11 protein-coding genes are annotated in these 12907 nt (G+C 59.9%); 10 read left to right on the forward strand and 1 reads right to left on the reverse strand.

Annotated features, from left to right (window positions below; genetic code table 11):
- Positions 1 to 97: 97 nt before the first annotated feature.
- Both rpoC and M1E10_RS15455 read left to right on the forward strand, forming a co-directional pair.
- Entirely contained in the window at positions 98 to 4306 is a 4209-nt protein-coding gene (gene rpoC / locus M1E10_RS15450) for a DNA-directed RNA polymerase subunit beta' (protein ID WP_499173730.1), read from the forward strand.
- A gap of 174 nt (positions 4307 to 4480) precedes the next feature.
- Complete coding sequence (locus M1E10_RS15455) at positions 4481 to 5542, forward strand: cytochrome-c peroxidase (RefSeq protein ID WP_499173731.1); 1062 nt, start codon at positions 4481 to 4483, stop codon at positions 5540 to 5542.
- A gap of 64 nt (positions 5543 to 5606) precedes the next feature.
- Here M1E10_RS15455 and M1E10_RS15460 read toward each other — a convergent pair whose 3' ends face one another.
- Positions 5607 to 5903 carry a transcriptional regulator gene (locus M1E10_RS15460; protein WP_499173732.1) on the reverse strand — a complete coding sequence of 99 codons (297 nt, stop codon included), beginning with the start codon at positions 5901 to 5903 and terminating at the stop codon, positions 5607 to 5609.
- 472 nt (positions 5904 to 6375) lie between these two features.
- Between M1E10_RS15460 and rpsL the strand changes: the two genes are divergently transcribed.
- The 8 genes from rpsL (at position 6376) to M1E10_RS15500 (ending at position 12907) form a co-directional block, all read left to right on the forward strand.
- Complete coding sequence (gene rpsL / locus M1E10_RS15465) at positions 6376 to 6747, forward strand: 30S ribosomal protein S12 (protein ID WP_003507760.1); 372 nt, start codon at positions 6376 to 6378, stop codon at positions 6745 to 6747.
- 79 nt (positions 6748 to 6826) lie between these two features.
- A complete protein-coding gene (gene rpsG, locus M1E10_RS15470; protein WP_029621196.1) occupies positions 6827 to 7297 on the forward strand; it encodes a 30S ribosomal protein S7 in 471 nt (156 codons plus the stop codon).
- Positions 7298 to 7330: 33 nt separating this feature from the next.
- Complete coding sequence (gene fusA, locus M1E10_RS15475; protein WP_499173733.1) at positions 7331 to 9430, forward strand: elongation factor G; 2100 nt, start codon at positions 7331 to 7333, stop codon at positions 9428 to 9430.
- A 65-nt stretch (positions 9431 to 9495) separates the two neighbouring features.
- A complete protein-coding gene (tuf, locus tag M1E10_RS15480; RefSeq protein WP_499173734.1) occupies positions 9496 to 10671 on the forward strand; it encodes an elongation factor Tu in 1176 nt (391 codons plus the stop codon).
- Between the two features lie 324 nt (positions 10672 to 10995).
- Positions 10996 to 11304, forward strand: a complete 309-nt coding sequence (gene rpsJ / locus M1E10_RS15485) for a 30S ribosomal protein S10 (protein ID WP_003547547.1) — start codon at positions 10996 to 10998, stop codon at positions 11302 to 11304.
- A 37-nt stretch (positions 11305 to 11341) separates the two neighbouring features.
- Entirely contained in the window at positions 11342 to 11983 is a 642-nt protein-coding gene (rplC, locus tag M1E10_RS15490; protein ID WP_499173735.1) for a large ribosomal subunit protein uL3, read from the forward strand.
- A gap of 13 nt (positions 11984 to 11996) precedes the next feature.
- Positions 11997 to 12617 carry a 50S ribosomal protein L4 gene (gene rplD / locus M1E10_RS15495; protein WP_499173736.1) on the forward strand — a complete coding sequence of 207 codons (621 nt, stop codon included), beginning with the start codon at positions 11997 to 11999 and terminating at the stop codon, positions 12615 to 12617.
- The gene (locus M1E10_RS15500) at positions 12614 to 12907 is read left to right on the forward strand and encodes an uL23 family ribosomal protein (protein ID WP_499173737.1); all 294 of its coding nucleotides are present in this window, start codon (positions 12614 to 12616) and stop codon (positions 12905 to 12907) included. Before rplD ends, M1E10_RS15500 begins: the two co-directional genes overlap by 4 nt.

A 12907-nucleotide genomic window follows, 5' to 3' on the forward strand; every position in this document is an offset into this window, starting at 1 on the left:
TTGCGGCTAAGACCGTTTTCGAGCGTCGGATCCTTCTCCCGGGAATTGGAGGATCACGATCGCAAGCTGAGGGCTTACGCCCCATAAGGAGATAGGCATGAACCAAGAGGTCATGAACCTTTTCAACCCGTCGGTACCGGCGCAGCATTTCGATTCCATCCGGATTTCGATTGCCAGCCCCGAGAAGATTCTCTCCTGGTCCTTTGGCGAGATCAAGAAGCCGGAGACCATCAACTACCGGACGTTCAAGCCGGAACGCGACGGCCTGTTCTGCGCGCGCATCTTTGGACCGATCAAGGACTACGAGTGCCTGTGCGGCAAGTACAAGCGCATGAAGTACAAGGGCATCATCTGCGAAAAGTGCGGCGTCGAAGTCACGCTGTCGCGCGTTCGCCGCGAGCGCATGGGCCACATCGAGCTCGCTGCGCCCGTTGCGCATATCTGGTTCCTGAAGTCCCTGCCGAGCCGCATCTCCACGCTGCTTGACATGACGCTGAAGGATGTCGAACGCGTTCTCTACTTCGAAAACTACATCGTCACCGAGCCCGGCCTGACATCCCTCAAGGAGAACCAGCTTCTCTCCGAGGAAGAGTACATGATCGCCGTCGACGAATTCGGCGAAGATCAGTTCACCGCGATGATCGGTGCCGAGGCCATCTTCGAGATGCTGGCTTCGATGAACCTCGAGAAGATCGCCGGCGACCTGCGCGCGGAACTGGCCGATACGACGTCGGATCTGAAGCAGAAGAAGCTGATGAAGCGGCTGAAGATCGTCGAGAACTTCATCGAGTCCGGCAACCGCCCGGAATGGATGATCATGAAGGTCGTTCCCGTGATCCCGCCGGACCTGCGTCCGCTGGTGCCGCTGGACGGTGGCCGTTTCGCGACCTCCGACCTGAACGATCTCTACCGTCGCGTGATCAACCGTAACAACCGTCTGAAGCGCCTGATCGAACTGCGCGCGCCGGGCATCATCATCCGCAACGAAAAGCGCATGCTGCAGGAATCTGTGGATGCGCTGTTCGACAACGGCCGTCGTGGCCGCGTCATCACCGGCGCCAACAAGCGTCCGCTGAAGTCGCTCTCCGACATGCTCAAGGGCAAGCAGGGCCGCTTCCGCCAGAACCTTCTCGGCAAGCGCGTCGACTATTCCGGCCGTTCGGTCATCGTGACCGGTCCGGAACTGAAGCTGCACCAGTGCGGCCTGCCGAAGAAGATGGCGCTCGAGCTGTTCAAGCCGTTCATCTACGCCCGTCTTGACGCCAAGGGTTACTCCTCGACCGTCAAGCAGGCCAAGAAGCTGGTCGAAAAGGAACGTCCGGAAGTCTGGGATATCCTCGACGAGGTCATCCGCGAGCATCCGGTTCTCCTGAACCGTGCGCCGACGCTGCACCGCCTGGGCATCCAGGCCTTCGAACCGATCCTGGTCGAAGGCAAGGCGATCCAGTTGCACCCGCTCGTCTGCACGGCCTTCAACGCCGACTTCGACGGCGACCAGATGGCCGTTCACGTGCCGCTGTCGCTGGAAGCACAGCTTGAAGCTCGCGTTCTGATGATGTCGACGAACAACATCCTGCACCCCGCCAACGGTGCACCGATCATCGTTCCGTCGCAGGACATGGTTCTCGGCCTCTACTACCTGTCGATCCTGAACCAGAACGAGCCGGGCGAAGGCATGGTCTTCTCCGACATGGGCGAATTGCACCATGCTCTGGAGAACAAGATCGTCACGCTGCACTCCAAGATCCGCGGACGCTTCAAGTCCGTCGACGAAGAGGGCAAGCCCTACTCGAAGATCTTCGAAACGACGCCAGGCCGCATGATCATCGGCGAGCTCCTGCCCAAGAACGGCAAGGTGCCCTTCGATATCTGCAACCAGGAAATGACCAAGAAGAACATCTCCAAGATGATCGATGCGGTCTACCGTCACTGCGGCCAGAAGGACACGGTGATCTTCTGCGACCGTATCATGCAGCTCGGCTTTACCCACGCCTGCAAGGCTGGCATTTCGTTCGGCAAGGACGACATGATCATCCCGGAAACCAAGGTGAAGATCGTCGGTGACACCGAGTCCCTGGTCAAGGAATACGAGCAGCAGTACAACGACGGCCTGATTACCCAGGGCGAGAAGTACAACAAGGTCGTCGACGCCTGGGGCAAGGCCACCGAGAAGGTCGCGGAAGACATGATGGCCCGTATTAAGGCTGTCGAGTTCGATCCCGAGACCGGTCGCCAGAAGCAGATGAACGCCATCTACATGATGTCCCACTCCGGTGCGCGTGGTTCTCCGAACCAGATGCGTCAGCTGGGCGGCATGCGCGGCCTCATGGCCAAGCCGTCGGGTGAAATCATCGAGACGCCGATCATCTCGAACTTCAAGGAAGGCCTGACCGTGAACGAGTACTTCAACTCGACGCACGGTGCCCGTAAGGGTCTTGCAGACACCGCCTTGAAGACCGCGAACTCCGGCTACCTGACGCGTCGTCTCGTCGATGTTGCGCAGGATTGCATCGTCAACCTCGTGGATTGCGGCACCGACAAGGGCCTCACCATGACGGCGATCATCGATGCCGGTCAGGTCGTTGCCTCCATCGGCGTCCGCGTTCTTGGTCGCACAGCCCTCGACGACATCGATCATCCGCTCACGGGTGAACGCATCGTCGATGCAGGCCAGATGATCCTTGAGCCTGCCGTCGTGGAAATCGAGAAGGCCGGTATCCAGTCCGTCCGCATCCGTTCGGCTCTGACCTGCGAAGTTCAGACGGGCGTCTGCTCGGTCTGCTACGGACGAGATCTGGCTCGCGGCACGCCGGTCAACATGGGTGAGGCCGTCGGCGTCATCGCCGCACAGTCGATTGGCGAGCCGGGCACCCAGCTCACCATGCGTACCTTCCACTTGGGCGGTACGGCGACCGTGGTCGACCAGTCGTTCCTGGAAGCCTCTTACGAGGGCACCGTTCAGGTCAAGAACCGCAACATGCTGCGCAATTCCGATGGCGTGCTTGTCGCCATGGGCCGTAACATGTCCGTCGCCATTCTTGATGAGCGCGGCATCGAACGATCCTCGCAGCGTGTCGCCTACGGTTCCAAGCTGTTCGTCGACGACGGCGACAAGGTCAAGCGCGGCCAGCGTCTCGCCGAGTGGGATCCCTACACCCGCCCGATGATGACGGAAGTCGAGGGCATCGCCCAGTTCGAAGACGTGGTCGATTCCATCTCGGTCACCGAATCGACGGACGAATCCACCGGCATCACCAAGCGCCAGGTCATCGACTGGCGTTCGACGCCACGCGGCACCGATCTGAAGCCGGCAATCGTGATCAAGGACGCTTCCGGCAACGTGCTGAAGCTGGCCCGTGGTGGCGAAGCCCGCTTCTTCCTGTCAGTGGATGCGATCCTGTCGATCGAGCCCGGTCAGAAGGTCAGCCAGGGTGATGTGCTCGCGCGTGTTCCGCTCGAAAGCGCCAAGACCAAGGACATCACCGGCGGTCTGCCGCGTGTTGCCGAATTGTTCGAGGCTCGCCGTCCGAAGGATCACGCCATCATCGCTGAGATCGATGGAACGATCCGCCTCGGCCGCGACTACAAGAACAAGCGTCGCGTGATGATCGAGCCGGCAGAAGATGGTGTGGAACCGGTCGAATACCTGATCCCGAAGGGCAAGCCCTTCCACCTTCAGGAAGGCGACTACATCGAAAAGGGCGACTACATCCTCGACGGCAATCCTGCGCCGCACGACATCCTGGCGATCAAGGGCGTGGAGGCTCTGGCCTCCTACCTCGTCAACGAGATCCAGGAAGTCTACCGACTGCAGGGCGTGGTCATCAACGATAAGCACATCGAGGTGATCGTTCGTCAGATGCTGCAGAAGGTCGAAGTCACTGATGCCGGCGACAGCCATTACATCGTTGGTGACAACGTCGACCGTATCGAGCTGGATGACCTGAACGAGGTTCTGGTTGCAGAAGGCAAGCGTCCGGCTGCGGGCGATCCTGTCCTTCTCGGCATCACCAAGGCTTCGCTGCAGACGCCGTCGTTCATCTCGGCCGCATCCTTCCAGGAGACCACCAAGGTGCTCACGGAAGCTGCGATCGCCGGCAAGACCGACACGCTGCAGGGCCTGAAGGAAAACGTCATCGTCGGCCGTCTGATCCCGGCCGGTACCGGTGGTACCATGACGCAGATCCGCCGCATCGCGACATCGCGCGACGAGATGATCCTCGAAGAGCGTCGCAAGAGCTCCGGCGCCTCGGCAGCAACGCCGATGCTTCAGGAACTGTCGGGCGAAAATACACCCGCCGAGTAAGGCGAGGAGGGGCCGGTTTCCGGTCCATAAGTTGACGAATGAAAGGCGCCGGGAGAAATCTCGGCGCCTTTCGGTTTTCCGTAGTTGGAATTGCTAATGTATTGACCTCCCTCAACACGTCGGGGAGCGAGCCTTCTAGATCTGGAACCGTTCCAAAAACGAACGGAGGCTCTTATGAAAAACCTGTTGTCGTCGGTAGCCGTCAGCGTCCTGCTGGCCACCGCGGCCGTCGCCGCCGAACCGGTCCCGGCCGATCTTCGCGACACCGCCATCGAAATGTTCAAGCCACTGCCGTCCACCATTCCCTCGGTCAAAGACAACAAGATCACTCCGGAAAAGATCGCCCTCGGCAAGGCGCTCTTCTTTGATCCCCGGATCTCGGCATCCGGGGTCTTCTCCTGCAATTCATGCCACAACGTCGGCACGGGCGGGGATGACAACCTGGAAACCTCGATCGGCCATGGCTGGCAGAAGGGACCGCGCAATTCCCCGACCGTCTTCAATGCCGTCTTCAATGTTGCCCAGTTCTGGGATGGGCGCGCCGAAGATCTGAAGGCGCAGGCCAAGGGGCCGGTGCAGGCGGGTGTGGAAATGGCCAATACGCCGGCTGCCGTCACCCTGACGCTGAAGTCCATGCCGGACTATGTTGCATGGTTCAAGGCTGCGTTTCCCGACGAAGAGGATCCGGTGACGTTTGACAATTTCGCCAAGGCCATCGAGGCGTTCGAGGCGACGTTGATCACGCCGGCACCCTTCGACGCCTTCCTGAACGGCGACGAGGACGCCATGACTGTCGAGGCGAAACAGGGGCTCTCCCTGTTCATGGACAAGGGGTGCGCCTCGTGTCATGCGGGCATCAACGTCGGCGGCGAGGGATACTATCCCTTCGGCCTGATCGAGAAGCCAGGGGCCGATGTGCTGCCCGAGAACGACAAGGGCCGTTTCGCGGTAACCAACACTGCCGACGATTCCTACGTCTTCCGTGCAGCGCCGCTGCGCAATATCGCCTTGACCGCACCCTACTTCCATTCCGGGAAGGTCTGGGATCTGAAGCAGGCGGTTGCCGTGATGGGGACGGCGCAACTGGGCGAGGAGCTTCAGGAGGAGGAAGTCGAACTGATCGTCGCCTTCCTGAATTCGCTGACAGGCAAGATGCCGGAGATCATCTATCCGATCCTGCCGGCTGAGACCGGTGATACGCCTCGGCCGATCAGTATCATTTCGACGTTACAGTAAAATAAGAACAAAGCTGACGTTGGCTGAAGCATCCGCCGGTCATCCGGCGGATGCTTCGCACTGGCTAGTCGCCGAACCGGATGATGGCGACCTCGCCTTCGAGCGCGCCCTGGTAGGCGGAGGCATGCGGCTCTTCGACGGGCTCTTCCTGAAGAACACCGATCTGATCCAGTTCCGCTTCGATGAAACCTTCCTCGGACAGCGCGTTCAAAGCCTCGCGCACGGCCGAATCGTCGTCGGGAGCGCGCAGCATGATGTGCAGGTCGATGCCTTCGCTGTCCTTGACCTCGTACGCCTTGCCGATGATGATGAACACCATGGGACCTTCGAGGTTGTTGTCGTTGTCGGGGGTGGTCATCATGTCATCTCCGTTGATGGCTTGCCGACCGGCGGCTTACCACGAGGGCAGGGGGATCCGAACGGGATCAGGCGATTCCCGAACCTAGCTGTCGTGCCTTGTTCAATCACTCCTTAAATCCTAACTTTGTGTCGCAAGAGCTGTTCCGGAAGGGCCAAAACCCATTATTTTCGGCATTGGCCTTGACGAGAAAGGGGTAAAACAGTAAACGCCCCTCCATCGGAAGCAATGTGAGGCTAGTCCGTTCGGAACGACTCGTTCTGGAGTACGCCTCAAACACGCTCCCCGACGCACGTTGAAGACACGAATGCTGCACGCATGACGCATGAGGAATGCGTCCTCTGCTTTTTGTGGTCCATCCGGAAAACCGGCTTGGGCCACGTTTTGCGCATGAGACATGGTGTGTGTCACGGCCGGAGACGGCCTCAGATTGGCCCGCAAGGGTTTGGAAGAAGATTTTGCAAGGGATGGTTATATGCCTACCGTAAACCAGCTGATCCGCAAGCCGCGTCAGGCACAGGTAAAGCGCAACAAGGTTCCTGCTCTGCAGGAAAACCCGCAGAAGCGTGGTGTTTGCACCCGCGTTTACACGACGACACCGAAGAAGCCGAACTCGGCTCTGCGTAAGGTCGCCAAGATCCGTCTGACGAATGGCTTCGAGGTCATCGGCTACATTCCGGGTGAAGGCCACAACCTTCAGGAGCACTCTGTCGTGATGATCCGCGGCGGCCGCGTCAAGGATTTGCCGGGCGTTCGTTACCACATCATCCGCGGCGTTCTCGATACCCAGGGTGTCAAGAACCGCAAGCAGCGCCGTTCGAAGTACGGTGCAAAGCGTCCGAAGTAATTCGGCCGAATTCAGTATTCCGGCGCTGCGCGAGGTTCTCCGCGTGATAAAGCGTCCCAACCGTTGAGAGACAAGAAGTATGTCCCGTCGCCACAGTGCAGAAAAGCGTGAGATCAACCCGGACCCGAAGTTCGGCGATCTGATCGTTACCAAGTTCATGAATGCCATCATGCTCCACGGCAAGAAGTCCGTGGCCGAGACCATCGTCTATGGCGCGTTCGACGCCGTGCAGGCCAAGGTCAAGCAGGAGCCGCTGGGTATCTTCCACACGGCCCTCGAGAACGTTGCCCCGCACGTTGAAGTCCGCTCGCGCCGCGTCGGTGGTGCAACCTATCAGGTCCCGGTCGACGTCCGTCCGGAGCGCCGCCAGGCCCTGGCGATCCGCTGGCTGATCGCTGCTGCTCGCAAGCGCAACGAGACCACCATGGTCGATCGTCTCTCGGGTGAACTCATGGATGCCGCCAACAACCGCGGCAGCGCCGTCAAGAAGCGTGAAGACACGCACAAGATGGCTGACGCCAACCGCGCGTTCTCGCACTACCGTTGGTAATCTAAGTCCGACCGAATTTCGAAAGGCAGTCCTATGGCTCGCGAATATAAAATCGAAGACTACCGAAATTTCGGTATTATGGCGCACATCGACGCCGGCAAGACCACGACCACCGAGCGTATCCTTTATTACACCGGTAAGTCGCACAAGATCGGCGAAGTCCACGACGGCGCGGCCACCATGGACTGGATGGAGCAGGAGCAGGAGCGTGGCATCACGATCACCTCCGCTGCCACCACGACCTACTGGAAGGGTCGCGACGGCAAGATGCGCCGCTTCAACATCATCGACACCCCCGGCCACGTGGACTTCACGATTGAAGTCGAGCGTTCGCTGCGCGTACTCGACGGTGCCATCGCGCTGCTCGACGCCAACGCCGGTGTAGAGCCGCAGACGGAAACCGTCTGGCGTCAGGCCGAGAAGTATCATGTTCCGCGCATGATCTTCTGCAACAAGATGGACAAGACCGGCGCCGACTTCTACCGCTCGGTCGAGATGATCAAGACCCGCCTGGGTGCGATCGCCGTCGTCATGCAGCTGCCAATCGGCGCTGAAACCGAATTCAAGGGCGTCATCGATCTGATCGAGATGAACGCACTGATCTGGCGCGACGAGTCGCTCGGCGCCCAGTGGGATATCGTCGAGATCCCGGAGGACATGAAGGAAAAGGCGCAGGAATATCGCGAGAAGATGATCGAACAGGTCGTCGATATCGATGAAGCTGCCACCGAAGCCTATCTCGAAGGCATCATGCCCGACAACGATCAGATCCGCGCGCTGGTTCGCCGTGGCACGATCGACGTCAAGTTCCATCCGATGTTCTGCGGCACGGCCTTCAAGAACAAGGGCATCCAGCCTTTGCTCGACGCCGTCGTCGAGTACCTCCCGTCGCCGCTCGACATCCCGTCGATCAACGGCATCGACGTGAAGACCGAGCAGGAAATCGCGCGCCATCCTTCGGATGAAGAGCCGCTGTCGATGCTGGCGTTCAAGATCATGAACGACCCCTTCGTCGGCTCGCTGACCTTCGCCCGCATTTATTCCGGCAAGCTCGAAAAGGGCACGTCGGTCATGAACACGGTCAAGGAAAAGCGCGAACGCGTCGGCCGCATGCTGCAGATGCATTCCAACAGCCGTGAAGACATCGAGGAAGCCTTTGCCGGCGACATCGTGGCTCTCGCAGGCCTCAAGGAAACCACGACCGGCGACACGCTCTGCGATCCGCTGCATCAGGTCATCCTCGAGCGCATGGAATTCCCCGAGCCGGTCATCCAGATCGCCATCGAGCCGAAGACGAAGGGCGACCAGGAAAAGATGGGCCTCGCGCTCAACCGTCTGGCCGCTGAGGATCCGTCCTTCCGCGTTAAGACCGACGAGGAATCGGGCCAGACCATCATCGCCGGCATGGGCGAACTGCATCTCGACATTCTCGTCGACCGCATGCGTCGTGAATTCAAGGTTGAAGCCACCGTCGGCGCGCCGCAGGTTGCCTACCGCGAAACCATCACGAAGACCCACGAAGAAGACTACACGCACAAGAAGCAGTCCGGTGGTACCGGCCAGTTCGCGCGCGTCAAGATCATCTTCGAACCTAATCCGGAAGGTGACGAGTTCAAGTTCGAGTCGAAGATCGTTGGTGGTTCCATTCCCAAGGAATACATCCCGGGCGTTCAGAAGGGCATCGAAAGCGTCATGTCCTCCGGTCCGCTGGCAGGCTTCCCGATGCTCGGCGTCAAGGCGACGCTGATCGACGGTGCCTTCCACGACGTGGACTCCTCGGTCCTCGCCTTCGAAATCGCATCGCGTGCCTGCTTCCGTGAGGCGGCCAAGAAGGCCGGCGCACAGCTGCTCGAGCCGATGATGAAGGTCGAAGTCGTCACCCCGGAAGACTACGTGGGCGACGTGATCGGCGACCTGAACTCCCGTCGCGGTCAGATCCAGGGCCAGGAAAGCCGTGGCATCGCCGTGGTCATCAATGCCCATGTGCCGCTGGCCAACATGTTCAAGTACGTCGACAACCTGCGCTCCATGTCGCAGGGCCGCGCCCAGTACACGATGACGTTCGATCATTATGCACCGGTGCCGAGCAACGTCGCTACGGAAATCCAGGCGAAGTACTCCGGTCAGAAGTGACCGGGGTAACCCTCTGAACCCATAAAGAATTTCCCTGAAAAGGGGCAAAGAACGGAGAGCCGGAAATGGCAAAGAGCAAGTTTGAGCGCAACAAGCCGCACGTCAACATCGGCACGATTGGTCACGTTGACCACGGCAAGACGTCGCTGACCGCCGCGATCACGAAGTACTTCGGTGAATACAAGGCCTACGACCAGATCGACGCTGCCCCGGAAGAAAAGGCACGCGGCATCACCATCTCGACGGCCCACGTCGAGTATGAGACGGCTGCCCGCCACTATGCGCACGTCGACTGCCCCGGCCACGCCGACTACGTCAAGAACATGATCACCGGTGCTGCCCAGATGGACGGCGCGATCCTGGTCTGCTCGGCCGCCGACGGCCCGATGCCGCAGACGCGCGAGCACATCCTGCTCGCCCGTCAGGTTGGCGTTCCGGCGATCGTCGTCTTCCTCAACAAGGTCGACCAGGTCGACGACGCCGAGCTTCTCGAACTCGTCGAGCTGGAAGTGCGCGAGCTTCTGTCGTCCTACGACTTCCCGGGCGACGATATTCCGATCATCAAGGGTTCGGCTCTGGCCGCTCTGGAAGATTCCGACAAGAAGATCGGCGAAGACGCGATCCGCGAGCTGATGGCAGCGGTCGACGACTACATCCCGACGCCTGAGCGTCCGATCAACCTGCCGTTCCTGCTGCCGATCGAAGACGTGTTCTCGATCTCGGGCCGCGGCACGGTTGTGACCGGCCGCGTCGAGCGTGGCATCGTCAAGGTCGGCGAGGAAGTCGAGATCGTCGGCATCCGCGACACGACGAAGACGACTGTGACCGGCGTTGAAATGTTCCGCAAGCTGCTCGACCAGGGCCAGGCCGGCGACAACATCGGCGCGCTGATCCGTGGCGTCCAGCGTGACGGCGTCGAGCGTGGCCAGATCCTGTGCAAGCCGGGTTCGGTCAAGCCGCACACCGTGTTCATGGCAGAAGCCTACATCCTGACGAAGGAAGAAGGCGGCCGTCACACGCCGTTCTTCACCAACTACCGTCCGCAGTTCTACTTCCGCACGACCGACGTGACGGGCATCGTCGAACTGCCGGAAGGCACGGAAATGGTCATGCCGGGCGACAACGTCACCGTCAAGGTGACGCTGATCAACCCGATCGCGATGGAAGAAAAGCTGCGCTTCGCGATCCGCGAAGGCGGCCGCACCGTCGGCGCCGGCATCGTCGCGTCGATCGTTACGTAAGCGACGTACGGCAAGTGCCGGTGCTAATCGCACCGGCATCGCCGCACCTGCGACGAACAATGATTTAAGCAAGCGGCGTTTCGTCGCTTGCTTATGACACGAAAATGTAGCAAATGGCGCGCAAGCGCGATTTGCCCCTGCTTCGAATGGGGCAGGGAACTGCAATCAGCATCAAGGTGGGTCGCAAGGCCCGAAGACTGGAAAGGGATACCGTCCTGCGGTGTTCCTCTCGATCTTTGAAACCGGTGGTCCGCCTTAGGTAAAAGAACAACCCGTGCCTTTTCGTTGGGCACGCGTAGTAACAGACAACAAGGATAACGTCGAATGAACGGCCAAAATATCCGCATTCGCCTGAAGGCGTTCGATCACCGAATTCTCGATGCTTCCACGCGCGAGATCGTGTCGACGGCGAAGCGCACCGGTGCTAGCGTCCGGGGCCCCGTTCCGCTTCCGACCCGAATCGAGAAGTTTACGGTTAACCGGTCTCCCCATATCGACAAGAAGAGCCGCGAGCAGTTCGAGATGCGCACCCACAAGCGCCTTCTCGACATCGTAGATCCGACACCGCAGACGGTAGACGCGCTGATGAAGCTCGATCTCGCCGCAGGTGTCGATGTTGAGATCAAGCTCTGAGGCGGTCGCCTTGAGCTGAGTGAGAAGGAATTAACCGATGCGTTCGGGTGTAATTGCACAGAAAGTGGGAATGACCCGCGTCTACAATGACGACGGCGAACATATCCCGGTAACAGTACTGCGGCTCGAAAAGTGCCAGGTCGTTGCCCAGCGTACCCAGGAAAAGAATGGCTACACGGCTATTCAGCTGGGTGCAGGCACCGCCAAGGTGAAGAACGTGACGAAGGCGCTGCGCGGCCATTTTGCCGTTGCCGAAGTCGAGCCAAAGGCGAAGCTCGTCGAGTTTCGCGTGACCGAAGACAACATGATCGACGTCGGCACCGAGCTGACGGCCGGCCACTTCACCGCTGGTCAGCTGGTGGACGTGACGGGTACCACGATCGGTAAGGGTTTTGCCGGTGCCATGAAGCGCCACAACTTCGGCGGTCTTCGGGCCACGCACGGTGTGTCCGTTTCCCACCGTTCGCATGGTTCGACCGGTTCGAACCAGGATCCGGGCAAGGTCTGGAAGGGCAAGCGCATGGCGGGCCACATGGGCCAGACGCGCGTGACCACGCAGAACCTTGAAGTCGTCTCCACCGATGAGAACCGCGGGCTGATCCTCGTCAAGGGTGCCGTTCCCGGCTCCAAGGGCGCCTGGATCGTTGTTCGCGATGCCATCAAGTCGGCCGCGAAGTAAGGGAGCCAAGCAAATGGAATTCAACGTCAAGACCCTCGAGGGAAAAGACGCCGGCAAGGTCTCCCTGTCGGATGAGATTTTCGGCCTCGACCCCCGCGAAGACATTCTGGCCCGTATGGTTCGTTGGCAGCTTGCCAAGAAGCAGCAGGGCACGCACAAGACGAAGACCCGTGCAGAAGTGTCCCGCACCGGTGCCAAGATGTACAAGCAGAAGGGTACGGGCCGCGCTCGTCACCACTCCGCGCGTGCACCTCAGTTCCGTGGCGGTGGCAAGGCTCACGGCCCGGTCGTCCGCAGCCACGAGCACGACCTTCCCAAGAAGGTCCGTGCGCTTGCTCTGCGCCACGCCCTGTCGGCCAAGCTGAAGTCGGAAGACCTGATCGTCATCGACAACCTGGTTGCCGCCGAAGCAAAGACCAAGGCGCTTGTCGGTTCGTTCGCGTCCATGGGGCTCACCAACGTGCTCTTCATCGGCGGTGCTGAACTCGACAGCAACTTCAAGCTCGCTGCCCAGAACATCCCCAACGTCGATGTTCTGCCGGTTCAGGGCATCAATGTTTACGATATCCTGCGTCGCGGCAAGCTCGTGCTGTCGAAGGCCGCAGTTGAAGCTCTAGAGGAGCGTTTCAAGTGACCGATCTTCGCCACTACGATGTGATCGTATCTCCTTCGATCACCGAAAAGTCGACGCTGGTATCTGAACAGAACCAGATTGTTTTCAACGTTGCCAAGGATGCTTCCAAGCCGCAAATCAAGGCTGCCATCGAGGCGCTTTTCGGTGTGAAGGTCAAGGCCGTCAATACGCTGATCCGCAAGGGCAAGACTAAGCGTTTCCGCGGCTTCATCGGCAAGCAGAAGGACGTGAAGAAGGCTGTCGTCACACTGGCTGAAGGTCAGTCGATCGACGTCTCCACCGGTCTCTGA

Source organism: Rhizobium sp. PK7-22, assembly GCF_056530405.1.

What these genes read in the sequence shown, in the direction of transcription:
- fusA (WP_499173733.1), top strand. Translation starts at nt 7,331, where the DNA reads ATGGCTCGCGAATATAAAATCGAAGACTACCGAAATTTCGGTATTATG.
- tuf (WP_499173734.1), top strand. Translation starts at nt 9,496, where the DNA reads ATGGCAAAGAGCAAGTTTGAGCGCAACAAGCCGCACGTCAACATCGGC.
- M1E10_RS15455 (WP_499173731.1), top strand. Translation starts at nt 4,481, where the DNA reads ATGAAAAACCTGTTGTCGTCGGTAGCCGTCAGCGTCCTGCTGGCCACC.
- rpsJ (WP_003547547.1), top strand. Translation starts at nt 10,996, where the DNA reads ATGAACGGCCAAAATATCCGCATTCGCCTGAAGGCGTTCGATCACCGA.
- rpsL (WP_003507760.1), top strand. Translation starts at nt 6,376, where the DNA reads ATGCCTACCGTAAACCAGCTGATCCGCAAGCCGCGTCAGGCACAGGTA.
- rpsG (WP_029621196.1), top strand. Translation starts at nt 6,827, where the DNA reads ATGTCCCGTCGCCACAGTGCAGAAAAGCGTGAGATCAACCCGGACCCG.
- M1E10_RS15460 (WP_499173732.1), bottom strand. Translation starts at nt 5,903, where the DNA reads ATGATGACCACCCCCGACAACGACAACAACCTCGAAGGTCCCATGGTG.
- rplD (WP_499173736.1), top strand. Translation starts at nt 11,997, where the DNA reads ATGGAATTCAACGTCAAGACCCTCGAGGGAAAAGACGCCGGCAAGGTC.
- rpoC (WP_499173730.1), top strand. Translation starts at nt 98, where the DNA reads ATGAACCAAGAGGTCATGAACCTTTTCAACCCGTCGGTACCGGCGCAG.
- rplC (WP_499173735.1), top strand. Translation starts at nt 11,342, where the DNA reads ATGCGTTCGGGTGTAATTGCACAGAAAGTGGGAATGACCCGCGTCTAC.